The organism is Asticcacaulis sp. (assembly GCF_035497195.1).
Lineage (GTDB): Bacteria > Pseudomonadota > Alphaproteobacteria > Caulobacterales > Caulobacteraceae > Asticcacaulis.
In genome coordinates this window covers 224,647-250,872 of sequence record NZ_DATJDZ010000022.1, presented here as the reverse complement: position 1 = coordinate 250,872, position 26,226 = coordinate 224,647, and the positions used below count along the sequence as shown (strand labels likewise).

The window sequence follows — 26,226 nt, the reverse complement described above, 5'->3', positions numbered from 1 at the left end:
GGGTGTAGTTGAGCACCACGGCGTCCGGCGCGAACAGGCCCGTCATCAGGTATTTGTCGCGCAGGTCGGCATTATCCGCGCCCTTCATCATGTCCGGATGCGTGGCGTAAAGCGTCTTCGCGTAATGGCTGGTGCACATGGTCTTATTCCCGTTTGAAAAGGCTTTTCGAGTCCGTTTGTTGCACCCGATGCCGTTGTTTGATTATTAGGTAACCGGTGTCATTTATTTTGACAACACAATTCTGACCTGACAGTCAGAAACCGGGCTTCGGCGCGCTGGAAGAGCCGCGCACCACCAGCGCGGAATCGACAACAAGGCCGGTTTCGATCGGTTGAGCCGCAATGAGCCGGTCGGCGGCCATGCGCGCCATTTCACGTGTCGGCAGGCGCACCGTGGTCAGGGGCGGGGACAGGCGATCGGCGATCGGCGCATCATCGAACCCGATCAGGGTCAGGTCGCCGGGGATGTGCAGGCCCGCCTCGTAAGCGGCCTTGTAGGCGCCGGCGGCCATTTCGTCATTGGCGCAGATGATCGCGGTGGGGCGGTTGGGATGCTCAAAAAGCCGCCGCGCCGCTTCATAGCCGGAATCGAAACTGTAATCGCCGCGCTCATCGAGATCGGCGGCGATAGCAGCGCCGTGCGCGGCCAGTCCGGCCTCGAAACCGCGCCGCCGCACATGGGCAGAGGGATAATCGAGATTGCCGCCGATATAGCCGATGCGGCGGTGGCCAAGCGCCGCGATATGGGCGCCCGCTTCGGCGCAGCCAATATCGTCACGCGAGACGATTTCCCGGCCGGCATCTGACGAATCTTCGCTGCTTGCGGTTCGGGCCGTCACACGCACATGCGGCACATTCAGTTCATCGAGCAGGTCCAGCAGCCGGCGGTCTTCGGCGATCGGCGGCAGGATGATAACACCGGAGGGCCGCTGGTTTTCCAGAAATTCCCGCAGTTCGGAAAGGAAGGCCGCGCTGTGCCAGTCGCACGGATGGACAACCAGTTCGGTGCCGGTGCCGCGCAGGCAGTCGAGCGCGCCCATCTGCATGTTGACGACATATTGCGCGTTGGGATTGTCGTAGATCAGCCCGATCAGGAAGGCGCGCCGGAACGCCAGGCCGCGCGCCTGCGGATCAGGCCGGAAGCCGATGCGGGCGATGATTTCGGCGATCTCGTCGCGCGTTTGCGGGTGAACGCTTGGGGAATTGTTGATGACGCGCGAAACAGTCTTTTTGGAAACGCCGGACAGTCGCGCCACATCATTGATGGTGGCCTTCCTGCGACGGCTGAGGAATGTTTCGATCGTTTCCGTCATCGGCCCCCCATAGGTTCCGGCGCTTGCAAAAGCCGCCGGTTAGCTTTATGACACCGGTTACCATACTAAAGAACGGACGTCACGTGCAGATTGCACCTGATGAACCGGACAAGACCGAAAAGGTCGAAACAGGGTCTTATATAGGAAACGCATATGTCTTTCAGGAAGATATTATGGCTCTGTGGCGTCATGGCGTTCGCTGCGCCGGCAATGGCCGCCACTCCCGCGGAATTCCACCTCAATCGTTCGACCTATGATGTTCTGGGCTGGGCGAAGGCGACACAGGGCGGTAAGGGCGGGCGCATCATCCGCGTCACCAATCTCAATGAAAGCGGGCCGGGGTCTTTTCGCGCGGCGGTGGAAGCCGAAGGGCCGCGCATCGTCGTCTTCGAGGTCGGCGGGGTGATCGATCTCGACAGCGCTTCGATGCGTATCAAAAATCCCTTCCTGACCATTGCCGGCCAGACCGCGCCGTCGCCCGGCATTACCTTCATCAAGGGGGAATTTAACATCGCCACGCATGATGTGATCATGCAGCACGTCATGATCCGCACCGGCGAGGCGGGGCACCCGAAGCAAAGCGGCTGGAACGCCGACGGCCTGTCCACCAATGCGGCCTATAATGTCATTGTCGATCATTGCAGCTTCTCCTGGGCGACCGACGAAAACCTGTCGGCGTCAGGTCCGCGCTTCAAGGGGGCGGACGTCACCGAATGGCGGCAGAACACCTCGCACGACATTACCTACAGCCATAATCTCGTCTATGAAGGGCTGGCGGAATCGACCCACGACAAGGGCGAGCATTCCAAGGGCGGGCTGATCCACGATAACGCCACGGGCATCCTGCTCTATGCCAACCTTTATGCCTCGAACGAGGAGCGCAACGCCCTCTTCAAGGGCGGAGTCCATGCCGCCGAGGTCAATTCGATGATCTATAATCCGGGGCAAAAGGCGATCCATTACAACCTGATCGCCCATGAATGGGAAACCCATCCGTTCGAGACCGGGGTGATTACCCTGATCGGCAATGTCTATCGTCAGGGGCCAGATACGGTCACGGCCACGCCTTTGTTTACGCTCGGCGGGGATGGTGATGTGTCGCTGTACATGCGCGACAATATAGCCGTCGATCCCTATGGAACCCCGGTGGCGCAGACCGGACGCTACACCACGGGTTCGGCCAAAATCATGAAGGCGCAGACGCCTTATCTGCCGGAGGACATGCCGATCATTCCGGCGGCCCGGCTGGAGGATGAAATCTACGAATCCGCCGGCGCCCGGCCATGGGACCGCGATGATGTCGACTTCAAGATCCTGTCGGATGTCGCCGAAGGGCGCGGCGAGATCATCGATTCCGAGGCGCAGAACTATTACGGCTATCCGAAATATCAGCGCACCGACGCGCCATTCGTCGAGGCCGACTGGAACCTTGACGATATGAGTCCGAAGGCCGGCTGGGTGTCACTCTACGCGAAGTCGGCGCCGAAGCACTGATCAGGTGCCCTGCTGGATAAAGGGCACCCTGGCGAACAGCCTGCGTTCCTCGCCACGCGGATCGTCGGCCAGTTGCGGCGGCAAATCCATCAGCAGGGTTTCACGCTTTTCCATTGAATAGGGCGTCCAGTCCGGCAGGGAGGCGGTTTGCGGCGAACCGGTGCGGGCGAAGGCGATGAAGGCGTCCGAAAACAGGTCGGCCATTTTGCGCGCATCGTCGCTGTCGGTGGTGATGCTGTCGGGCACATTCGTTGTGCGGAAGACCAGTGGAATATCGATGGTGTGCGGTGCGCCGAGCTGGCCGCCGTCTTTCGGTGTCTTCCAGTCGACCTGATAGGCATAGGTGACCGCGCCTGATTTCGCGCGCGCCTCCAGTTCCTCGATTGCGCCGCGCCAGGAACGCCCGGCGGTGGTAGCAGCGAAGAAAACATCCGATGGCGACATATCCGGATACAGGCGGCGGTAGGTATCGATGACCAGATACGGATCGATATCGACGCGGTATTGCGGCGGCAGCTTGGCCGGCAGTTCTGCCCAGGTCAGCTCGAAATTGTGCGGATCGCCACCCAGGAACGCACGTGTCTCGTCATGCGTATTGCCGATCATCATCGATATGGCGGCGGATTGGTCAGGCGCATCTGGCCAGAAGGGGTGGCGGAACAGGACGGCTTCATCGAGGACCGGGCCGAAGTAAAGACCGCCCTTGCCGATCACCGGATCGTTGGCTTTCAGCGCCGCCACAAGGTCGGCCACAGGTCGGGTCTGCACCTGCTTCAGACCGTCGGCATCGGGCTTCAGCCCAAGTGCGGAGAGGAAGGCTATGGCGCGCAGGGTGGCGTTGCCGGGGCCGGAGGCGGTGACCTGCTGGCCGCTCATAGTGGCGGCACGGTGGAACAGGCCCTTCGCGGCGGGCGTCGCCATCATCGTGGCGATCTTGGCGCCGCCACCGGATTGGCCGAAGACCATGACGCAATCGGGATCGCCGCCGAAGGCCGCGATATTGTCACGCACCCATTCGAGCGCCAGATGGATATCAAGCTGGCCGCAATTGCCGGAAAAAGCGAGAGGACCTGGCGCACCCGTTACCTCGCGTTCGAGTCGCGCCAGATAAAGATAGCCGAAAGCGTTCAGGCGGTGGTTGATGGTGACCACGATGACATCGCCGCGCAGGGCGAGATTGGTGCCGTCATAGAGCGGACTGCCGCCTGAGCCGGTATTGTAGGCGCCGCCGTGGATATAAAACATGACCGGCCGCCGCTTGCGCGGGCTGGCTTCCGGCGTCCAGATATTGAGAAACAGGCAGTCCTCGCTCTGGCCGTAAGGATCGGGCGTGTCGGCCTGCGGGGCCGCCGCGCCATAGTGATCGGCGATATAGGGTTTGGTCCATGGTTCCGGCTTCACCGGCGGCCGGAAGCGCGCTTGACCGGTATTCTGGCCATAGCGCAGGCCAAGAAAGACATCGACGCCACCCCTCGCTTGCCCGATGACCGGCCCGGCCTGCGTCATGACCGTTGGCTGGCCGGTTTTCTGGCCGGTTTTGGCGAGGGCGGGCGCGGCCATGAGACCGGCGGCCACACCCAGCAGTTTCAGGCTGTCGCGGCGGTTCATTGTACGGGCTCCGGATGGGCGAGGCGCCATTTGGCGTAGGCCTTGAAGACCTTGAGCGGCGCGGTGTTGAACCAGGCATAGCCGTTGCGGCGCTCCACACTGATCTCGTTGACATCATCGTGCAGGGTCTTGTCGCGGTCGCCGAAGACCGGCTTGCCTGTGGCCGCCACATAATAGCGCGCCCACAGGTCGGGTGCACCGGGACTGGCGATCAGCTTGCGGCCGGCGGCCTTGTCACCGCCGTCGGTCCAGGCGACATCGTGCAGGGCGACCTCATGCAGCCATTTAACGCCATCATGCACCGCTGCCACGGCTTCTGGCGATGGATCGGGCAATTGCATCAGATAGACCAGCAGGCTGGCGCTTTCGGCGCTGGAAAGGGCGTCCGGCTCGAAATTGCGCGCGGCCACCGGCAATTCGGTGAGGGCGTCGTGCTGCTGTCCCCAGACGGTGCGATGGCCATTCACCCTCACCTGCGTGGTCAGGATGCAGGCGATGGCGCGATCACGGGCGCTTGCGGCCTGTTGGCGTATCGCTTGCGGGACGAAGGCGTAATCGCCGGCCCCGGAGGCGATATCCGACATCAGTTCGGCCGCGTGGACCAGGGCGTCGTCATTGAAGGTGATGGCGTCATGATAACCGCCTTCGAGCGGCCAGACCTGCGGCCAGCCGCCATTGGGGAACTGGGCGTTGAAGAGGTAGGCCGCGCCCTTTGCAAAGGCCGTGCGGTAAGGCAGGCCGTCATCGCCCGGGAGCGCGGTGATAATGCGGGCGAGAAATTGTAGCTCGGTGATGGTGGCGTCGTTATCGAGCGTGCCGACATAATGCCAATGTTCATCACGCGCCGTATCGAAATCACCAGGCGCGGCGAAGTGCGAACTGTTGTCGCCGGCCCAGGGCTGGCCGGGCACCCGCAGGGCGCCGTCGCGCGACTGGTTCTTGCTCCAGCCGCCGGCGGGGGTCTGGAAGCTTATGATGACATCGGCGATATGACGCGCTTCCGGCGTGGCGTACCAGTCCGGCGCGCGGTCGAGCGGCATGGTCTTTTCGCTGTCGCTGCGCATCTTAACCGCCGGGATATCGCCCGGCGTCCCCTCGGCGGCCAGTGCGGCGCGATCAGCGTTCATCTGCGCCTTTGAGCGGTCGAGATAGGCCCGCCAGACGGGCTGCGCTTCCGGCGGCAGGGTGGCGATGCGTTCGGCGGTGATCGCCTGCGCCGCCGTATTGACGCCGACAACCGCAGCGAAAGCGGGGGCGGCCATAAGCACGGTCATGACGGAAATTGCGTGAATGGACAGTCTCATGGTCAGTCTCCATAGATTGCGCAGGTCAAAGCGCCCGATAGGTGAAATTGCGGAAGCGGGCCTCGCCTTCGCCAGCGGCGTAAAGACCGGGCCGCAGCATCAGGAAACCGCCGCGCACATTATGATGGTAGCCGGAAACCTCCATGCCGCGATCGAAGCGTTTCCAGGTTTCGCCATCGGCCGAGGTATGGAAGCTGACGATCTGACGGTCGTTGCGCACGCGCAGCCGCATCCGCTGGCCGTAGGGATTGGCGGGCCGTCCGCGTTCGATGCCGTATTGATGCGTGATGAAGGTCTGCGCGTCGAAACCCAGGCCACAATAGAGGCTGGAATCGTAAAACAGCAGCAGCCCGGCGCGCGTGCCCGGATCGATTTCGATATCGCACTCGAATTCGTAAGCCTGATCGCCGGCGACGCACAGCAGGGGCGGAGAGGACGACGGCGCTTCGCCGCGCGCCGTCAGGTGCAGGATGCCGTTTTCGCGGCGGATGCGGCCGGTTTCATCGGCTGAGGGGTTGAAGAAATTCCATTGCCGGCCGTACTTGTCGGTGGTGAAATCGTCAGACAACGCCAGGCCGTGCGGCGTGGCCGGGCCGGGCAGGGGCTTTTTTATCGGCTGCGACAGGTCGCCGCCGCCAAAATCGAACCAGCCGTCGGCGCTCCAGGTGACCGGCGCCAGCAGGGTCTGGCGGCCCAGTGTCCAGAAGCCGTTTTCATAGCCATGATAAACGCCCCACCAGTCGCCTTTGGGGCCTTCAACAAGCGTGGCGTGACCGCGCGACCACCATTTTTCGTCAAGTGAAGCCGTATGCACCAGCGGATTGCGCGGATGCTGTTCCCAGGGGCCATTGATCGAGCGCGAACGGGCGGCGATGACCATATGGCCGGTAGGTGGCCCTGCCGTGCCGCCAACCGCCAGTATCAGGTAAAAATAATCGCCCTGCCGGGTGACCTTTGGGCCTTCCGGCGAGAAGCTTTCCACATCCCATTCTGCCGGATAACGCCACGGATTGTAGACATGTTCGACTTCGCCAATAGTCGATAAACCGTCATCAGACAGGCGCACGCGGTCGCCGCCGCTGAGGAACAGCCAGCGCGCACCGTCCTCGCCGATCGCATGGCCGGGATCGATATGGTCGGGCAGGTTTAGATCGACCGGCTCCGACCACGGTCCCTTGATATCGTCGGCCCAGATAACCCATGAGGTGGTCCTGCTGCCAGGCGTTTTCGTCTGTTTCGTCGGGATATAGAGGTAGTAGCGGCCTTTGTGCCTGCAGAGTTCCGGCGCCCAGACCGAGCCGATATTGCGGGTGAGCGCCGCCGTCACCGGCTGCCAGTTCACCAGGTCCTTAGAGTGCCAGATGATCAGGCCGGGATAGGCTTCGAAGGTCGAGAAAGTCATGTAATAATCAGCCCCGTCCTTCAGAATCGACGGATCGGGGTGGTCGCCGGCCATGATCGGATTGAGGAAGCGGCCATCGCCGAGATCGGCCCGGCGCTGACCTTCGACGCCGCGGGCGGATACTGGCGCGGTCTGAACCGTTGTGGCGGAACCGCCGAACAACAGGCCGAGGCCCAGTCCGGCTGATTTCAGGGCGTCGCGGCGGCTGGTTTTCGGCATGGATTATCCTTCAAAAACATCCCCGCTCATAAAAAGGGGCGCCGGATGACTCCGGCGCCCCAGTCATGACAGAGAAGGAAAACGCTTAGAGCGGGATGGTTTTGATAAAGTCAAAACGCCGCTCTAAATTTTGTGCTGTCGCGCAATTTATCCGAAAAGTGGTGTCCACTTTATCGGATTGCGCTCTAGTACTTGTAACGCAGGCCGAGGTAATATTGACGGCCGGAGGTGCCGTAATCATACAGCAGGTTCTGGGCGGTATTGCCCTGGGCGGTATCGTAAGCGATGTAGCGGTCATCCGCTTCATTGGTCAGGTTGATGCCTTCCAGAACCAGAGTCAGTTGCTTGTTGATCTTGTAGGTCAACTGCGCATCGATATTGAGCGTCTCGTGCTTGCCCCAGAAATCGGCCGAGGAGCCGGGAGCGAGCTGCGACAGGTAGCCGTCACGATAAGAGGCGGCGACGCGGCCGGACAGCTTGTCGCCTTCATAATAGAGGGTAGCGTTCCAGGCTTCCGGCGACAGGCCGAGCAGGTTGGCGGCGGTCGTCGTGGTGTCGCCTGCCCCGATGTAATACTGGATCTGCGATTCGACGTGGGTATAGTTCAGGATGCCGCCGGTCCGGCTCAGGAAGCCCGGCAGGAAGGTGAACGGCTTTTGAATGTTGATTTCAAAGCCTTTCAGATCGCCGCCCGGTGTGTTGACGGGCGTGGTGACGTCATATTCCACATCGCTGGATTCGCCGAGATCGGCATAGTTATAGCCCAGATCGCTCAGCTTGACCGAGGTGACGCGCGACTGGATATAGCTCTTGATATCCTTCTGGAACACACCCAGCGTCACCATTGTGTCCTTGTCCGGATACCATTCAACCGAGAAGTCCAGGGTGTTGGCTCGAACCGGATCGAGGTACGGATTGCCTGTTTTCAGAGTCTTCTTGGTGGTGTCGATCGACCCGCCGCCCGGAGTCATCGACAGCAGGGTCGGACGCGCCATCGTCTTGGCGGCGGCGAAACGCAGATAGACGTTTTCGATCGGTTCGATCATCACATTCAACGCAGGCAGCGAGTCGCTGTAGCTGCGCCGGATGGTGGTCAGGGCCGGTGCGCCCGATGTGCCGATATAACCGCTGACGGATGTTTCGGTCCGGACCTCACGGGTGCCGATATTGCCGCGGAACGGCATGGCAGCGAGTTGGCCGCGGAAATCGGCTTGCAGATAATAACCGGTATCGACTTCCTGGGCGTTGCGGTTGCCGGCGATCGATGAGGAGTTGGTATTGTTGACCGTAAAGGTGCCGTAGGCATTAGTGCAGTTGCAGTTGTAATCGAAGGTGCTGCGGATCTTGTCGAGATTGGGGATCAGGTAGGTGTTGCCGCCGACCGTAACCGTCTCGGAATAACCGGCGATGTCGCTGTCGATCGCGGAGACGATGGCGCCGGAGGCGTTTTCGTCCCGTTTGAGGGGATCCGTTGTGTAACGGCCGTATTCCGTAGACGTGAACTCGTACTTCTTGCTGGAGACGCCGGCCTTGATGTCGATATTGTCGGTCAGCTTGTATTTCAGGTCGAGCTTGGCGGTGGCGAAGCTGTTCTCCACGGTTTGCGGACGCAGGCGGATCAGCGAGGCGTCGCCGTTGGCGGTGCTGCTCGAATAGGTCCAGTAGCAGGCCTGATCGGGCGAGCAGTTGGTGGCGGACGTTCCGTAATTATAGCTTGGATGCGTCATGTCCGAATAGTCGTAGCTGTAGCCATCGACATTGTAGGATTCAAACGTGAAGGTGGTCTGTTCCGGGTTGTCCTGCAACGAATCCGACGCGCCGATCAGCACTTTCGAGGTCAGGCGGTCGCCCCAGTTCTGATCCCAGGTCAGGTTGAGCTGCTGGAAAGTGGTCTTGAGTTCGTCGTAGCGATGTTCGGCCCGGATATCGACATCGTTGAACGACGCCTTGGTCATGGTGCCTTCATCGTCGATCGTATAGTCGTAAACCGAAGATTTCGGGAAACCAGCGCCGGTGCGGCTGAACGAAATGCCTTCGATTTCCCACTCTTCACGGTTGGAGCCGAAGGTGGCGTACATGCCTTCCAGGGTGAACAGCGTGTCGGGGTTCGGCCGCATCTGGAAGGCGGCGGTGATGCCCAGGCGTTCCTGATCGGTCTCGAAGTGGTTATAGCGCGGAATGCGCGGATGCAGGGCGTGACTGATGGCCAGGGCTTCCGGATCGGTCAGGACCGGGTTCTTGGCATTGCCTTCGTTCGTGTTGCACTGGTTAGCCGAATTGTTGGTGCAGGGCGTGACAGGGGTGAAGGTAGCGCCGCCGTCGGTGCTGTAAGCGCCGATACGTCCGGCGTTGCCGTTGGCATAGGCATTTTCCCAGCGTGTGGTGTTGGTCGAATCCTCGATCACCGTGCGCGTGCTGTAGGCGACGGAAAGCAGGGCGCCCAGCCGGCCATCGGCCCAGCGGTTGGATACCATGAAGGTGCCGCGCGGCTCGGTCTGTTTCGAGGCGTCGTTATAGCCTGCCTGGAGCGAGCCGGCCATGGTGAAGCCCTTGTAATCGAACGGGCGGGCGGTTTGCAGGTCGACCGTTGCGCCGAGCGAGCCTTCCTCGATCTCGGCCGACAGCGACTTGCGCACGGTCAGCGAGTTGAACAGGTCGGCGGCGAAGACGTTGAAGTCGAAGCCGCGGCCGCGATTGGTGCCGCCGGAGGAATCTTTGGAGCCGGTGGTGGCCAGGGCTTCGAGGCCGTTCAGGCGGGTGCGGGAAAATTCCGAATTGAGGCCGCGCACGGTGATTTGCTTGCCTTCGCCGCCGTCACGGTCAATCGAGACGCCGGGAATGCGTTGCAGGCTTTCCGCCAGGTTCAGATCAGGGAACTGGCCGATATCTTCCGACTTGATCACGTCGATCATATCGGTGGAGCGCTTCTTTTCGCTGATGGCGGTCTGGAGGGACCCCCGGAAGCCGGTAACGATAACGAGCGTGGAATCGTCGGCGGGCGCCGCCGCAGGGGCTGTTTCCGGCGCGGCATCCTGCGCCAGGGCTGACCCGGCGAACAGGCCGCCGGCAGCGATAGCAATAGCGACTACGGAGCCGCTCAGGGCGAGGGCTTTGGTAAATTTGGACGCAACTCTGGCGTCGTTCGGTTTCAGCATCGGTTTTTACTCCCCGTTTTGCCAACAGTCCGAATCAAAGCGTCCGGCTGTTCGTATGAATGGAAGCCTTTTGGCTTCGCTTCGGCTTATTAATTTGACACCGGTGTCATTAAATCGGATGAAATCCGCATGACGTCGATATTTGACAACTAGACATAGAATATTTGGGCTGGCAAGACCGTATAGCGCAAGAATGACACCGGTGGCATTAAAAATCACCGTTCTGTCAAAACTGCGATAATTTTGCCATAGTTGTGACGGGAACCTTTTTCAAATTTGAAACTGGTTAAGGCAGGCGCGAGCCTTCCGATAGCGCCATCATCAGGGCGCCCACGCCTTTGGGATCGTTTGGTGTGATTTTTTCGGACAGGTAATAGGCGTAAGAACCGTCACGATAGGGTGTATTGCCAAGCCCCGCCACACCGCAAATGCCTTCGAGCGCTGAGGGGGTGACGAAGCGATCGCAAACCAGCCGCAGCGCTGACAAGCCCTCAGCGGCGGTATCGGTGACGCCCAGCCGCATCGCCTTCATCAAGGCATAGGCGATCATCAGTGAGGCCGAGGCTTCTTCGTAATTGCCTTCGCGGCTGCCCTGATCGGCGACCTGATACCACAGGCCTCCGGGCTTGCGCACCCGCCTCAGGGCGTCCAGGCTGTCGGTCAGCAGATGGGCTATGTCGCCGCGGCCGTCAAGCCCTTCGGCGGCTTCGCAGACATCGGCCAGGGCCATGACCCACCAGCCCATGGCGCGGCTCCAGACGCAGGGCGAGCGGCCGGTGACCGGATCGGCCCAGCGTTCGGCGCGCGATTCGTCCCAGCCGTGATGATAGAGGCCGCTCCCGGCTTTCAGGTTGGCCTCGACGGCCAGGAACTGGCGGACCGTATCTGCGAACAGGTCCGGCTGGCCGGCGGCTCGTGCATAGGCGGTCTGGAAGGGCTGGGCCATGTAAAGGCCGTCCAGCCAGACCTGCCACGGATAGATCTGCTTGTGCCAGTAATTGCCGGATTGGGTGCGCGGATGAGTAAGCAACTGGGAAAACTGCCGGTCCATGGCGCGGCGGTAACGTTCGTCACCGGTCAGGGCGTAAAGACGCGGCAGGACGCGGCCGGCGTGGATATTGTCGATATTGTATTCCTCGGATTCAAAGGTCGTCATCACACCCTCGGGCGTAATGCGGCGTTCGGCTTCGGTGCGGACGAAATCGAGCAGGGATGCATCGCCGGTAGCCTCATAAAGATCGAGCGCGCCCAGCCAGATCATGCCGTCCTCGTAGTTCCAGGCATCCTTGTAGGGGCGCCAGCTTCGGATATAGGCTTCGACAAAGACGGGCACCTGCGCACCGAAAGCCGATAGTTTGCGGATCGTACTGTTACCCAAATGGAAGGCGCGTTGCACGGGCGCGCGCGTGACATCTTCGGGGATGTGCGGAATAACGATCACGACACGGACTCCAGTCTGAGGATTTCGCCATCCTGGCCCTCGATATCGATATGATCGAGGCGGACATGACGGGCATTGCGGATATAAATTCCCTGACGGGCCACGGCGGGGATGGACGCGGCCATATCCGGCGCTTCCGGCGTGACATTGGCGGCATAGCGCACGGAAAAGCCGTCGATCGTGAGGCCATCGATCGGCCTTTCGGGCAGACCGAGCAGCCACGCCGCGGCCAGCCGGACACCGGTGCAGTGAATGCGGGTCAGCGTAAATTTACCGAGCGAGGGCGTACCGTCATCGACTGGCAGCGGTTCGGTGCTACCCACATAGTCGGTTTTGCCGTCGGGATCGCACCAGTAGAAGCTGTTGATGACAAAGGGTGTGCCGACATTTTCCATGCGGATATTCTCGAAACGGATATTGCGGACAATGGCGTCCTTGCCGCGTCCGCGCCGGGTCTTGATGCGCAGCCCCCGATCGGTGCCGGTGAACAGGCAGTCGCGGACCCGGACATCGTAAACACCCGACGCCATTTCCGAACCGATGACGACGGCGCCATGACCGTCCTGCATATGGCAGTTGGCGATGGTGACATCGCGCGTCGGGCGCAGGGCCAGTCTCGCCATGCTGATCTTGCCGGACTTGAGGGCGATGCAGTCGTCGCCGACGGTGAAATGGACGCCGGTGATGGTGACGCCGGTGCAGCTTTCGGGATTGAGGCCGTCGGTATTGGGGCTGTCCGCCGGAGCGGTGATCGACAGATTGACGGCGCGGACATCGGTGCAACAGAGCGGATGGAGGGTCCATGATGGGCTGCCTGTCAGGGTCACGCCCTCGAAGGTCAGGTTGTGGCTGTCAATGGCATAGATCAGGCGTGACCGCCAGCCGAGCGCCGTGCCGCCAGGGAGGGCGCCGCGCTCCGGTCGCTTCTCGTGGGCGATGCGATCGCCGGACCACCAGGTATCGAAACCGGCGCGGCCGTCGATCGTGCCTTCGCCATAAATCATGACATCTTCCGCCGACAGGATATTCAGCAAGGCGGCATGGCAGGTGACCGGCTCGCCTTCCCATGAACCGAGGAAGACTGGCTGGCCATCCGAACCGGGAAGTATACCGGGCAGCAACGGCCACGCGTCGATATCGCGCAGGCCGAGAAGGCTGGAACCGCGCGTTACTTCCAGGCGGGTATGGCTCTTCAGGAATAGCGGGCCGGAAACGAAATCGCCGCTGTCCAGCCGCACCAGACCATCGGGCGGGCAAGCGGAGAGGGCGGCCTGCAAGGCACGGGTGTCATCGCTTACGCCGTCGCCTTTAGCGCCGAAAGCGCGCGGATCGAGCGCGGCGGTGAGCGGTTTCGTTCGCGCCGTCAGAGAGTAAGTCTGGCCGCCGCTTTCCACCTCGACAGGGTAGGCCGTATCGCTTTTCAGGCCGCGCAGGGTGAAGCTGTTGCGGTCGGTCACCAAAACCTCGACGCCATTCAGCCGGACGCGATGCGGCGCGGGACTGCGGAAACAGTGCCCGTTGGCAAGTTCCAGCGCCAGCGCGGTCGGCAGGGCGGCGACGCAGGTCAGCATCATCGGATCACGCGCGCCAGTATGGCGTTGATGTCATCATAGAGTCGCTGGCTCGCCGTCTGTTCATCGATAACACCATAGCCCTGCATCTCCAGAATATCCTGGAAGCCATCACGCACACGCGGATGCTCGAACCACGGGCTTTCCAGCACGGTGATCGGCAGCTTCGCCAGTTCGGCCTCACTGTCTAGTTTCAGGCCGGTCATCATGCCGTCTTCCGTCAGGGTGCGGCGGGCTATGGCCGAGGAGGGCACGCCGCGGCTCAGGCCCATCGCCCGGATGCCAACCGGATCGTTCATCAGGAAGTTGAGCAGCAGGGCGGTTTCCTGCGGATGTGACGTCTGGCGGTTGATGGCGAACATCATGGCCGGCCGGTAGAGCAGTCCGGCATCGCTGGCGCCGGGGATCAGCGGATAGGACGCCAATTCGACATGCTCGCCGGGACGCAAGGTGTCGGTGAACTTGTCGATCGACGAGTTCCACAGATAGCAGCCGGCGAACTGGCCGTTGATCCACGGCCGCATTTCCTGCTGGGCCACATTGCCGAAGGCGGCACGGACGCGGGCGGCCGGCAGACTGTGGTTACGCGTCAGCCCGGCGTAAAGCCGCGCCATTTCGGCGATATCCTGCGGCGTGCAGTTGAGGCGCTTATTGATATCATCGACCAGAGCCTTGCCGGTTTTCTGCACGATGCGCGACCGCGCCAGGGCGATGAAATCCTGGAAGGTGCCGTCGATCGGGTAGTAGGCGTCGCCCAGAGCGTCGCGCATTTTGGGGCCGGCGGCCAGCAGGCTTTCCCATGAATCCGGCAGGGCCAGCCGCGCCTTGTCATAGGTGGTGCGGTTGAAATAGAACAGCCGCGCCGCATTGCCGACCGACAGCGCATTGCGGTGGCCGTTGCGCTCGCCCATGCCAAGGGTGCGGGCGTCGTATTGCGAGAAATCGATTTCCTTCGACAGCGCATTGAGGTCGTAGAAACCCTTTCCATCGCGCGAAAACAGCACCTGCCAGTACCAGTTGATCTGCATCAGGTCCGGGGCGGTATGGCCGGCGATCTGGGTGGTCAGACGTTCCAGATGGCCGGCGAAACCGGTATATTCGCCGCGTACCTCGATGTGAGGGTAGCGCTGCATGAAGAGGCGCAGGGCTTCCAGCGTCGCCTTGTGCGCCGAGGCGCCGCCCCACCAGCTCATGCGCAGGGTCACCTGGCGCTGCGGACCGGGCGCGGTGCGGGGCGAGCAGGCGGCCAATGCGCCCATGCCAGCTATGGCGGCACGACGTGTAACAGGTGTGTTCATCCCTTCACCGCCCCGGAGGTCACGCCTTCGACGAAGTATTTCTGCGCCACGAAGAACAGGATCAGCGACGGCGCCAGGGCGATGACCGACATGGCGAGGATTTCGTTCCATGACGTCGCTTCGGTGACGTCGATCGACATCTTGAGCGCCAGCGCTACGGGGTACTTCTCGACGCTCGACAGGTAGATCAGGGGCTGCAAAAAGTCGTTCATGCTCCACATGAACTGGAACAGGGCCACCGAAATGATCGCCGGCAGGATGACCGGGCAGACGATCAGGGTCAGCACCTGGAACGAGTTGCAGCCGTCCATCACCGCCGCCTCTTCCATATCGACCGGCAGGCTGCGCATGAACTGGATAATGAGGAAGACGAAGAAGCCCTCCACCGCGAAGGCCTGCGGGATGTAGAGCGGCAGATAGGTATCGAGCCAGCCGAATTCGCGGAACATCAGGTACTGCGGGATCAGCAGGACTGACTTGGGCAGCAGCACCGTCGCCATCAGCAGCGCGAACAAAAGCTTGCGGCCGGGTATGGCGAAGCGCGCGAACCCGTAGGCGACGATGACCGATGAAATCACCGTCAGGATCACCTTGGGGATGACGATCTTCATCGTGTTCAGCAGGTAGGTGGCAAAGGTGTATTCGGTCGAGGTCTTCCAGCCTTTTGTGAAGCCGTCCGTCGTCGGGTGGGCCGGTATGAAGCCGGGCGAGGCGAAGATTTCGTGGTTGTTCTTGAAAGCGCCACCGATCATCCAGAACAGCGGGTAGAGCATCAGGAAGCCAATGCCGATCAGCAGGCCGTAGCGGATAAAGGCATTGATCAGGGGCAGGTGGCGGCGCCAGCCATGTACGGAGGCCGTGCTCATCAGTGACCTCCTTTATCGCTGCGTTCCTGGGCGTAGAACACCCAGAATCTTTGCGACCAGAAGGCTAGGGCGGTGAACAGGGCGATGATGACGAACAGCACCCAGGACAGCGCCGAGGAATAGCCGAGATTGAAGTATTTGAAGGCTTCCTCATAGATCATCAGCGGCAGCAGGTAGGTCGATTTCATCGGCCCGCCGCCGGTGATGATATAGGGGCCGTTGAACTCCTGAAACGCCTGCACGATCTGCATGATGAAGTTGAAGAACAGCACCGGCGTCAGCAGGGGCAGAGTGATCATCCAGAACTGGCGTAGGCGCGAGGCGCCGTCGATGTCGGCGGCTTCGTAGAGGTCTTCGGGAATGGCTTTCAGGCCAGCCAGAAAGACGACCATGGCCGATCCGAACTGCCACAGACGCAGCAGGATGATGGAGAACATGGCGGTCGAAGGTTCGCCCAGCCAGTTGACGCCACCGATGCCGGCCCCGTGAAGGAACTGGTTGACCAGTCCATCGCCAGCGAAGACGAAGCGCCAGACGACCGCGATGGCGACGCTGCCGCCGAGGATCGACGGCAGGTAGAAGGCGGTGCGGAACAGGCCGATGCCGCGCAGTTTGAAATTGAGCACCACGGCGATCAAAAGCGCGAAGGCCAGTTTCAGCGGCACGGTGACGAAGACGTAGAAGAAGGTGACGCCGAGCGACTTGCGGAAGGTGGCGTCACTCCACATGCCGGCATAGTTTGACCAGCCGATGAAGTGGGCGTCGCCGAGCTGATCCTGAAGCCTTGCGTCGGTCAGGCTGAGAATGAAGGAAGCGATGAAGGGAAAGGCGGTGAACAGCAGAAAGCCGATGGCGAAGGGCGCGATATACAGCGAGCCCGCGCGCCGGCTGGCATAGATGGAGGCGCCGGACATCAGCCGCGCTCCTTCGTATCCGGCACATGGCCGAGCGCCAGGCCATCAGCGCCGAAGAGATGCGCGCGCTGGCCGTCGATCGCCAGATGCACCTCGTCATGCACCCTAAGTTCGACATCGCCGTCAAGCCGGACGATGATTGGCGGCGCCTCGAAGCCCTTCAGCGCGATATAGGCGAAGGTTTCGCCGCCCAGCCGTTCGATCAGGTTGACGTAACCCGATAGCTGACCCTTGCCAGCGGTGGTGAGCGACAGACTTTCCGGGCGCAGGCCCAGGCTGACCTCAGCGCCGGTTACGATATTGGCATTGACGCGCGGCAGGCTGATCGGCCCTTGCGCCGTGGTGACGGTCACCTGGTCGCGCTCAGCGCCGGCAAGCGTGGCCGGCAGGATATTCATGCCGGGCGAGCCGATGAAGGTGGCGACGAACAGGTTGGCGGGGCGGCGGTAGAGTTCCATCGGCGGACCGGCCTGTTCGATGCGGCCGCCATTCAGCACCACGATCTTGTCGGCTAGGGTCATGGCCTCGACCTGATCATGCGTCACATAGACCGAAGTGGCGCCCAGTCGCGCGTGCAGGCCGGCGATTTCCACCCGCATCTGGCCGCGCAATGAGGCGTCGAGATTGGACAGGGGTTCATCGAACAGGAAGACGTCGGGTTCGCGCACCATGGCGCGCCCGATGGCGACGCGCTGCCTTTGCCCGCCGGAAAGCGCCTTGGGCAGGCGGTGCAGCAGGTGACCGAGTTGCAGGGTTTCGGCGACGGCGCGGACCTTGAGCTTGATTTCGACGCGCGGCATCCCCTTGATGCGCAGGGCGAAGCCGATATTGTCCTCGACCGTCATGTGCGGATAAAGCGCGTAGGACTGGAAAACCATCGCCACGCCGCGTTTCGACGGATGAGCGTAGGTGACGTTTTCACCGGCGATATCGATGCGGCCGCTGGAAGGTGTTTCCAGGCCGGCGATCAGGCGCAGCAGGGTGGATTTTCCGCAGCCCGACGGACCGACGAAGACGACCAGTTCACCCTTTTTGACCTCCAGCGAGACGCCTTTAATGACATCGTGGCCGCTGAAAGACTTGGTGACCTGATCCAGGATGACGCTGGACGTGTTCACTTATTCCCCGTTTGTTTGTTTTTATGATCTGGCCTTTGTGGCCCCCTTGCCGGGCGATCTGTTAAAATGGAGCCTATAGGAAACCGGTGTCATTTTCAATCGGCAACCTATACGCTTTGTAATTTTTTATGTTTAGCGGGGTTGAAACGGCAGTAATGATGCCCGAATGGCTTCCGCAATTCAGGTCGCGACCTTGCGCGCCGGCCTCATTTACGCTGTGCGTTTAGAAGGGCTTGTGTCTTGTCGACTGCCTTCATATCTGAGATATGAAGCGCTATAAGGCCCTGAATATTCTCTCGTGTGTTGCGACCGGTTTCGGTATTTTCTTTCAAGAACGAAAGTATCGTTCGACGGGGCGTTTTCCGGCTGAACATGTGCGCCAGATAGGTTGTGGCCGCCCCTGTCTGGAAAATATGGCTGGCCCGAGATTTTACGCGTCGGACATTCGAGAGGTTCGCAGTCGGATGCGCGCTATACAAAATTAATGCGCTGCGCCGATCATGAGGTCGAAACTGTCAATGTCCAGATAGCCGTCGCTATCTGCGGGATTGAAGCAGAACATCGCGAACTGCGGTCCCTGGAAGGTGCCGGTGCGCCAGTCGTAGGCAAGCGGAAAGTCGCCGCCGAGCGGTGACCAGGCCGCGCCATCCGCACCGTATGCAATCTGTCCGCGGGCGGTGGTAAAGTCCATCTCGGTGCGCAGGTACAGTATATCGCCTTGAAGTGGTATGGAAGGCGCAAGGATGCTGGTCCTTTGTCCCTCGACGGTATCTTCATCGAGCCGCAGGCTCAGTGAGCGATGGCCGTCTGCGGTCGTTTCAACGGTCGCCTGGGCGTTGAACTTGCCGAGCGTACCGATGCCGCATCTGTCTCCGGGGTGCAGGTGGCCTACATCCAGACGGACTATGGCTTGGCTGGAGGGGCCAAAACCTTTCTGAGTCAGGGTGTTTCGCGCCGTCCAGAAAGCGTCCGACCGGGTGGCTTTCAATCGCAGGAAGCCCGGCCGCTCCGTCAGCGTCCAGCGGCTGTCGTCCGGGTTATGGTTCCACTGCCATTGGAGGCCGAGGACTTTGCTGTCGAAATTGTCGGAGGTCGCCAGTCGCAATTCGGGATGAGCTGGCAATGGCAAGGTCGCTGAAGCCGGAACGCGGCCAGGCGCGGCGGGGGTGCCCCAGACCGGCCAGTCATCCTGCCAGAATATCGGACTGATCCGGGTCATCCGGCCGATGGCGCCAGCATCGACCATCACAAAACCGTACCACTCGCCATTTGGCAGATCAACCAGTGCGCCTTGATGGCCGCCGGTCCGGTCGTCGATCTGGTCGTGCGTTTCCCAGGGACCATCGAGACTGCGGGCGCGGGATACGGTGAGGCCCAGCCGTGAGGGGATGGCGTTGAACAGGTAATACCACTCGCCCCGGTGGATCAGTTTCGAACCTTCGGCGCCCTTGTTGTAATAGACCGCCTTCGAGGCTGCGATCTGCGAATAGTCGGCATTAAGCGTCAGGAGGGTCAGCGTCCCGTCCCATCCGCCGGAGGTGGCGATATAGCCGGTGCCGTCGCGGTCGAAAAACAGGCCGGGATCGAACGCGGCGCGATCAAGTTCGGTATAGGTCCACGGTCCCTTTATGTCGGTCGCACGGTAAATACGGGTGTTTTGGCCGTTTGGCGTGACGGCGATGTAAAAAACGCCGTCATGATACCGCAGGCTGGGCGCATAGACTCCGGCGCGGTATGCCGTGCCGCCGCGCAGGTCATAGGCGTCGAGGCCATCCAGACGCGCCATGACATGGCCGGTATATTCCCAATGCACCAGGTCGCGCGAATGCAGGATCGTCAGGCCGGGCGTGTTGGCAAAGGTGGTTGTGGCGAAATAAAAGTCGTCACCGACTCGGATAATGTCCGGGTCCGGAAAATCGGCATAGAGCGGTGGATTGCTATAGGTGCCGTCGCCATTGGATGCAAAGGGCTGCGCGCGCGCGACATCGGTGGCGAAGGCGGGGGATTCACATAATGTTGTCAGCAGAAATGTGGCAATGGTTGTTTTGACATTGGGTCGTTTCATGAACCGCCTCCCTGCGATCGTTTCAGAACATTTTGCGCAGGCTTATAAGGGCGCGTCTGGCGGTCTGGCGCGTCATATAAACGTCCAGGCCGCCAGAATACCAGCTATGCTTTCGGCTTCAGATAACCATGCATGCCCAGCCAGCGCACGAACGAATCGAACCAGCCGGTGCTGGTGGTCTCTTTCTTGTACATGCCAAAACCGTGGCCGCCCTGTTCGTACAGGTGGAATTCCACCGGACGCTTGGCCGCCCGCCAGTTGTCGATCAGGCCATAACCGGCGTTGGCAAAAAACGGATCATCGGCCGCCAGCGCGATAAAGAGAGGCGGCGCATCGGCCGGTACGGTGACAGGCGTCAGCGGGCCATAGATATCACCGATAAAGGCGGGCTTGGCATCTTCACCATACAGGGCCGTTGACAGGGTGAGCATGGCGCCGGCCGAAAAGCCGACCATCCCGATCCGATCGGGATCGATATGCCATTCGGCCGCGCGCGAACGGACGAGGCTGAAGGCGGCGCGGGCGTCGGCGATCTGAGGCGCCAAGGCAACGGCAGGGTTATCTTGACCCGGCCGAGGTGGGCGGGCGGCCCCGGAGAACATCTCGGCCATCGAGCGCTCGAATTCGCCCATGTCTTCCGGCGTCGGATTGAGGCGGTATTTCAAGACAAATGCGGCCACGCCCTGGTCGGCCAGTGCCTGAGCGACATCCCAGCCTTCATTCTCCATGGACAGTGTACGAAAGCCGCCGCCTGGCGCAACGATTACCGCCGCGCCGGTGGCCTTGGCGGGATCGGGCAGAAATGGCGTAATCGTGGCAACCGTCACATTGCGTGCGAACACGCTGCCATACTGACTGTGCCAGGCCTCCTTGGCGGTGGCGCCAGGCAGGGGGCCGGTACTGAGTTCAATGGCATTGGGCTGCGCCGGCGTGGCGATGGGCGACATCTTGTCATCCAGCGCACTGGCAGGGGATGCGAAGGCGCAGGTCATCACGATTGCGGTTGCGGCTGCGCCGGCCTGTAACTGGCGCAGCAGCCGTGTTACAATTGTTTTGTGGACTTCCGATTTCATGGCATTTCTCTCTGCTTATTTTTTGATTGGGCAACGCGAAGATCAGTCCGGAACTCGGGCGGGAAAAACCTGAGAGCCTGCATCGATACTGAAAAAAAAAGGGGGGCGCATCCGTAAATGCGCCCGTCTACATGCTCCGAAGACAAGGAGCAGTTGGGACGATAGTACAAAGCACACATTCTCTCGGGTCAGGGGAGAATGGCGCCAACATATGTTAGCGGTCACACAAGCTATTATATCGGACAATTCCCGTCAATCGTGGCGGCGCTATTTTTTGCCAAAATCAAAGAAATCTTTATCGCAAGACATCGGCGTGAATTTTTACAAGCATCTAATTAGTTGATTATGTGTAATATTCTTTGTTGTTCTGCATTGCGCACAATTTTGCTAATAAAATAAACTGTCATAATATGGGGCCTTGATCAGATTCAAAGCTTGATTTTTGACCGATATTGTCAGAGGAATTGAAAAAACAAATAAATCATACGGGAGGGTGGATGCGACGGGTGTTTTTCGGTCTATGTGCTGTTGTGGCGATCGCCATGGCGCATTCCGTGGCGGCTCAGTCCGTGCGCACGGAGCAAATCACGGTTCACAGCCAGGCGCTCGAAGGCAATCTCGAGGGTAATTCGCCTGACCGCAGCGTGACCGTTTATCTGCCGCCGGACTATGACAAGGACAGCCAGAAGCGCTATCCCGTCCTGTATGCCCTTCACGGCTATTCGATCAACAGTGTGATCTGGTCAAAAGAAATCAAGACGCCGCAGACAATCGAGGGCGCCTATGCGGCCGGTATTCCGGGCCTGATTATCGTGCTGCCCAGTGCCCAGACGCTGCATAATGGCTCCATGTATTCGAACTCGGTGACGACGGGGGACTGGGAGACCTTTATCGCCGCGGACCTGGTCGCCTACATCGACAGCCATTACCGCACCTTAGCCCAGCGGGAGAGTCGCGGACTGGCGGGCCATTCCATGGGCGGTTACGGCACGGTGCGGATCGGCATGAAGCACCCCGAAGTCTTCAGCGTCCTGTATGCGATGAGTCCCTGCTGCCTGTCGGCGCGCGGCGCGCCCTCGCCCGAGGAGGGCCTGGCGCTGGAAGCCGTGAAAACGCCCGAGGAAGCGAAATCGCTCGGCTTTTTCGTTCGCGCCACCCTTGCCGTGTCTTCGGCCTGGTCTCCCAATCCCAACAATCCGCCCTTCTACATAGATCTGCCGACGAAGGACGGCGTTGCGCAGCCGGATGTCATCGCGCGGTGGGCGGCAAATGCCCCGATCTCGATGGTGCATCAGTATATTCCCAATATGCGTCGCTATGCGGCGATCGCCTTCGATGTCGGTGACCGCGACGGACTGAAGACTGACACCAAGGCGCTAAGCGACACGCTGACTGCCTATCACATCGCCAACACCTTCGAACTTTACGACGGGGATCACGTCAGCGGCGTGGCGGATCGCTTCCAGAATCACGTCCTGCCTTTCTTTGCCAAGCACCTGTCGTTTGCGCCGGTCAAACAATGACAAAGGTCTCCACCGATGATTATAATGTCTCACGGCTGCCATTCGCCACGAAATGGTAGCGCTATCATAATGGCTGTCAACGGCCGCAAATAACAAACGCTCCGTTATGGCGGAGCCGAAATCGGGAGGTATCATGAAGTCGATTGCTCTATTTACTGCCTTGTCCCTGACGGCGTTCAGCTCGCCGGCGCTGGCGCAGGACCGTATCGCCGTCACGGTCGACGCCGGTCAACCGGGCGCCAAAATCGATCGCCATATCTTCGGTCAGTTCGCCGAGCATCTCGGCAGCGGTATTTACGAAGGTATCTGGGTCGGCAGGGACTCCACCATCCCTAACACCCGCGGTATCCGCAATGATGTGGTGGCTGCGTTGAAGGCGGTCAAGGTGCCCGTCGTTCGCTGGCCGGGCGGCTGTTTTGCCGATGAATATCACTGGCGCCGCGGTATTGGCCCGGAACGCAAGTCGATGATGAACGCCAACTGGGGCGGGGTTATCGAACCCAATACGTTCGGAACGGACGAGTTTATGGACTTCGCCGGCCAGGTTGGCGCCGATGCCTATGTCTCCGTCAATGTCGGCTCTGCGCCGGTGAGCGAGGCGGCCGAATGGTTGGAATACATGACGGCCAGCACCGGTGACGCCATCGGGGCGGAACGGGCGAAAAACGGCCACACGGAACCGTACAAGGTGCCCTTTGTCGGCCTGGGTAATGAGAGCTGGGATTGCGGTGGCGGCATGACGCCCGATTTCTACGTCAGCCAGATGAAAATGCATGCCCGCTTCGTGCGCAATTACAATCCGGCGCAACCGATGGAGCGCATTGCCGTCGGCCCCAGCGGGGGCGATACGGCCTATACCGAAGCGGTGATGAAGGCCTATCAGGGGCGTAGCTGGGCCTGGGGCATAGAAGGCCTTTCGCTGCACGCCTATACGACGGGCGGTGGATTTCCGGTGTCCCAGAAAGCCGTCGGCTTCGGGGAAAAGGAATACGCGGTTATTCTCAAGGATACCCTCGGCATGGAAAACATGATCGCCACGCACTCGGCGATCATGGACAAGTACGACCCGGAAAAGAAGGTCTCCCTCGTCGTCGACGAATGGGGCGCCTGGTACGCCCCGACGCCAGGCACCGATCCCGGCTTCCTGATGCAGCAAAATACCCAGCGCGATGCGGTTCTTGCTGCGCTCAACATCAATATCTTCGCCCGTCACGCCGACCGGGTCCGCATGGCCAACATCGCTCAGATGATTAACGTCCTGCAGGCGATGATCCTGACCGACAAGGAGAAGATGCTGCTGACGCCGACCTACCATGTCTTCGAGATGTACGTGCCGTTCCAGGACGCGACCTTCATCCCGGTCAAGCTCGATGCCGGGGTCTATACCTACGGAGATATCAGCCTGCCGCGCGTTGATGCCATTGCAGCCAAGGGGACGGACGGTCGGATTTACGTCTCGCTGACCAATCTCGATCCAAACAAGCCGGTGGAAATCGACACCGCCTTCCTGGGCGTCAAGGCGAAGTCCGTGACAGGAAAGACCCTGGCGGCGCCGAAGATGGATTCCGCAAACACCTTCGACGCCCCGAATACGGTCACGCCCAAAGCCGTGACTGTAAAGCTGAAGGACGGTAAGGCCGTTGTCCAGCTCGCGCCGTCGTCCGTCACCGTGATCGCCATTAGTTTGTAACCACCCTGGCCGGCCGGCGTTCGGCGGGCCTTATTCTTTTCCTGGATTTTGAGGTTACCATGCACACCGATAACAAACTTGCCCTGTCCCGCCGTCAGGCCCTTCTGGCCGGCGTAACCGCCAGCCTGTTCGCCGGCTTTCCGGCTTTGTCGCAGACGCGCGCGTCCATTTCCTCGACAATCCAGGTCGGCCGCGAAGGCGCGCCGCTCAATCCGTTTCTCTACGGCGGTTTTCTTGAGCACATCGGAAACCTGATCAATCACAGTCTGTGGAGCGAGGTGCTCGACGACCGCAAATTCTACAATGCGATCGATTCCACGCCGGCGCCGAAGGTGGAAGGCTCCGTTTCGCAGATGCGTGTCGTCAATAAGTGGGTTCCGGTGGGGCCAGACAACGCCGTATCGATGAACCGGAAGACGCCTTGGGTCGGCGAGCAGTCGCCCGTCGTTGCGCTGACGGCTTCGGAACCGCGGGGCATCGCGCAATCCGGCCTGATCCTGAGGGGGCGGACAGACTATGTTGGGCGGGTCGTTGTCGCCGCCGACGGCCAGGCCGATATCTCCGCCACCCTGATCTGGGGCAATGGCGCCGGGGACCGTCAGACGATCAGGGTGCCGGCTGGCAAGGACTGGAGCACGGCACCCCTGCGTTTCTTGCCGCAGGCTGACACGGAAGAGGCGCGTCTGGAAATCACCGGCACGGGCGGCGGCACGTTCAGCATCGGCGCCGTTTCGCTGATGCCGGCCGACAATATCAAGGGCTTCCGTGCCGACACCATTGCCCTGATGAAGGAGATGGACTGCAAGATACTGCGCATTCCGGGGGGCAATTTCATTTCCAGCTATGACTGGAAGAATACGATCGGCGATCCGGACAAACGACCGCCCATCCTCGACCCGGTGTGGAATTTTGCCCAGCCGAACGATGTCGGTGTCGATGAACTGCTGCAAATGTGCCAGTTGATCAATGCCGAACCGAGCTGGTCAGTAAGCACTGGCTTCGACGAACCGCGATCGGGAGCGGAACAGGTCGAATATATCAATGGCGCCGCCGATACCGAATGGGGCGCTAAACGTGCCGCCAACGGCCATCCTGAACCCTATCGCGTCAAGTACTGGAATATCGGCAACGAAATGTACGGCCACTGGCAGATGGGCCATATTCCGCTGAAGCAGTATGTCGTCAAACACAACCTGTTCGCCGACGCCATGCGCAAGGTCGACCCGTCGATCTACATCATTGCGCCGGGCGGTTTCGCCGATGAGATGACGACAGGGCAGGGCATCTTCATCGAAGGCCAGCCCCAGGTCGAATTCGGTTCCGATCGTGACTGGGCCTACGGGATGTTCGAACATGCCTGGGGCAAGTTCGACGCGCTGGCCACCCACGCCTATCCCCCCGAAAACAAGAAATTCGACATCAAGACCGGCAAGCTGTTCGATGTCCAGCGCCCGCTCGTCGAATGGGCGCGCCAGCCGGCCAATCGCGTTCTCACCATGGTGGAATGCTGGGAAGAGTACAAGAAGCGCTTCCCGGCGCTGAAAGATGGCAAGGTCAAGGTCTTCTTCGATGAATATGCCTACAGCTTCCGGCAGACGCTGAAGACCTGCCTGGCCATGGGCATGTGCCTGCATGAATTCTTCCGCCATTCCGATTTCATCGACATGGCAGGCTACACTATGGCGACCGGCTGGATGGATGTTGATCGTACCCGTTCGGTGATCAGCGCTACCGGCCGCCTTTACCAGATGTATAACCAGCATTTCGGCACCATTCCGGTGGCGGTTACCGGCAATTCGCCGGTGCCGGCGCCCGAATATCCGGCCGGCGGCGACCAGCCGCGCGTCAATGCCGGCAGCGCGACCTATCCGCTCGATCTGTCCGCCGCCCTGACCGCCGACCGCAAGGCCCTGATCGTTGCAGTGGTCAATGCCACGGAGGAAGCCCACCCCCTGCAACTGAGCCTTGAAGGCTTCAAGGTGCGCAGGACGGGCCGTAGCTGGAAGCTGACCGCCGCAAGCCTGGAGGCGCAGAACCAGGTCGGCAAACCGCCTGAAGTGGTGATCGCCGAAAGTACATTCAGTACCTCGACGCCACTGAAAATCGCGCCGATCAGCGTTGCACTTTACGAATTCGTACGCGCCTAGACGATACAACAACAGGGAATGGTCA

At 60.7% G+C, this 26,226-nt stretch carries 17 protein-coding genes; 4 read left to right on the top strand and 13 right to left on the bottom strand.

From position 1 onward, the window contains the following. Positions 1 to 254 precede the first annotated feature (254 nt). A complete protein-coding gene (locus VL130_RS14505; protein ID WP_325363754.1) occupies positions 255 to 1,313 on the bottom strand; it encodes a LacI family DNA-binding transcriptional regulator in 1,059 nt (352 codons plus the stop codon). A gap of 153 nt (positions 1,314 to 1,466) precedes the next feature. Between VL130_RS14505 and VL130_RS14500 the strand changes: the two genes are divergently transcribed. Beyond that, positions 1,467 to 2,807, top strand: a complete 1,341-nt coding sequence (locus tag VL130_RS14500) for a pectate lyase (RefSeq protein ID WP_325363752.1) — start codon at positions 1,467 to 1,469, stop codon at positions 2,805 to 2,807. On the opposite strand, the gene VL130_RS14495 is transcribed toward VL130_RS14500, so the two are convergent. The 12 genes from VL130_RS14495 to VL130_RS14440 all read right to left on the bottom strand — a co-directional run bounded on the left by VL130_RS14495 (position 2,808) and on the right by VL130_RS14440 (position 20,841). Next, positions 2,808 to 4,415: a carboxylesterase/lipase family protein gene (locus tag VL130_RS14495; RefSeq protein WP_325363750.1), complete on the bottom strand. Its 1,608-nt coding sequence runs from the start codon at positions 4,413 to 4,415 to the stop codon at positions 2,808 to 2,810. Beyond that, a complete protein-coding gene (gene pelA, locus VL130_RS14490) occupies positions 4,412 to 5,719 on the bottom strand; it encodes a pectate lyase (RefSeq protein WP_325363748.1) in 1,308 nt (435 codons plus the stop codon). The genes VL130_RS14495 and pelA overlap by 4 nt, the downstream gene beginning before the upstream one ends. Positions 5,720 to 5,744: 25 nt before the next feature. Further along, entirely contained in the window at positions 5,745 to 7,340 is a 1,596-nt protein-coding gene (locus VL130_RS14485) for a family 43 glycosylhydrolase (protein WP_325363746.1), read from the bottom strand. A gap of 185 nt (positions 7,341 to 7,525) precedes the next feature. Next, positions 7,526 to 10,495 carry a TonB-dependent receptor gene (locus VL130_RS14480; RefSeq protein WP_325363744.1) on the bottom strand — a complete coding sequence of 990 codons (2,970 nt, stop codon included), beginning with the start codon at positions 10,493 to 10,495 and terminating at the stop codon, positions 7,526 to 7,528. Between the two features lie 286 nt (positions 10,496 to 10,781). Continuing rightward, positions 10,782 to 11,936 carry a glycoside hydrolase family 88/105 protein gene (locus VL130_RS14475; protein ID WP_325363742.1) on the bottom strand — a complete coding sequence of 385 codons (1,155 nt, stop codon included), beginning with the start codon at positions 11,934 to 11,936 and terminating at the stop codon, positions 10,782 to 10,784. Next, complete coding sequence (locus tag VL130_RS14470; protein ID WP_325363740.1) at positions 11,933 to 13,507, bottom strand: glycoside hydrolase family 28 protein; 1,575 nt, start codon at positions 13,505 to 13,507, stop codon at positions 11,933 to 11,935. Before VL130_RS14470 ends, VL130_RS14475 begins: the two co-directional genes overlap by 4 nt. Further along, positions 13,507 to 14,805, bottom strand: coding sequence for an ABC transporter substrate-binding protein (locus VL130_RS14465; protein WP_325363738.1), 1,299 nt, complete (start codon positions 14,803 to 14,805; stop codon positions 13,507 to 13,509). Before VL130_RS14465 ends, VL130_RS14470 begins: the two co-directional genes overlap by 1 nt. Continuing rightward, positions 14,802 to 15,671, bottom strand: coding sequence for a carbohydrate ABC transporter permease (locus VL130_RS14460; RefSeq protein ID WP_325363736.1), 870 nt, complete (start codon positions 15,669 to 15,671; stop codon positions 14,802 to 14,804). The genes VL130_RS14465 and VL130_RS14460 overlap by 4 nt, the downstream gene beginning before the upstream one ends. Continuing rightward, positions 15,671 to 16,585, bottom strand: a complete 915-nt coding sequence (locus VL130_RS14455; protein WP_325363734.1) for a sugar ABC transporter permease — start codon at positions 16,583 to 16,585, stop codon at positions 15,671 to 15,673. Before VL130_RS14455 ends, VL130_RS14460 begins: the two co-directional genes overlap by 1 nt. Next, positions 16,585 to 17,703 (bottom strand): sn-glycerol-3-phosphate ABC transporter ATP-binding protein UgpC, encoded by a 1,119-nt coding sequence (locus tag VL130_RS14450; protein ID WP_325363732.1) that lies wholly within the window; start codon positions 17,701 to 17,703, stop codon positions 16,585 to 16,587. Before VL130_RS14450 ends, VL130_RS14455 begins: the two co-directional genes overlap by 1 nt. 481 nt (positions 17,704 to 18,184) lie before the next feature. Continuing rightward, positions 18,185 to 19,768, bottom strand: coding sequence for a glycoside hydrolase 43 family protein (locus tag VL130_RS14445; RefSeq protein ID WP_325363730.1), 1,584 nt, complete (start codon positions 19,766 to 19,768; stop codon positions 18,185 to 18,187). Positions 19,769 to 19,872: 104 nt separating this feature from the next. Continuing rightward, on the bottom strand, positions 19,873 to 20,841 hold the full coding sequence (locus tag VL130_RS14440) for an alpha/beta hydrolase (RefSeq protein ID WP_325363728.1): 969 nt from the start codon (positions 20,839 to 20,841) through the stop codon (positions 19,873 to 19,875). A gap of 497 nt (positions 20,842 to 21,338) precedes the next feature. Between VL130_RS14440 and VL130_RS14435 the strand changes: the two genes are divergently transcribed. The 3 genes from VL130_RS14435 to VL130_RS14425 all read left to right on the top strand — a co-directional run bounded on the left by VL130_RS14435 (position 21,339) and on the right by VL130_RS14425 (position 26,201). Next, positions 21,339 to 22,364, top strand: a complete 1,026-nt coding sequence (locus tag VL130_RS14435) for an alpha/beta hydrolase (RefSeq protein WP_325363726.1) — start codon at positions 21,339 to 21,341, stop codon at positions 22,362 to 22,364. Between the two features lie 133 nt (positions 22,365 to 22,497). After that, positions 22,498 to 24,054, top strand: a complete 1,557-nt coding sequence (locus VL130_RS14430; RefSeq protein ID WP_325363724.1) for an alpha-N-arabinofuranosidase — start codon at positions 22,498 to 22,500, stop codon at positions 24,052 to 24,054. Positions 24,055 to 24,113: 59 nt separating this feature from the next. Beyond that, positions 24,114 to 26,201 carry an alpha-L-arabinofuranosidase C-terminal domain-containing protein gene (locus tag VL130_RS14425; RefSeq protein ID WP_325363722.1) on the top strand — a complete coding sequence of 696 codons (2,088 nt, stop codon included), beginning with the start codon at positions 24,114 to 24,116 and terminating at the stop codon, positions 26,199 to 26,201. Positions 26,202 to 26,226: the final 25 nt, after the last annotated feature.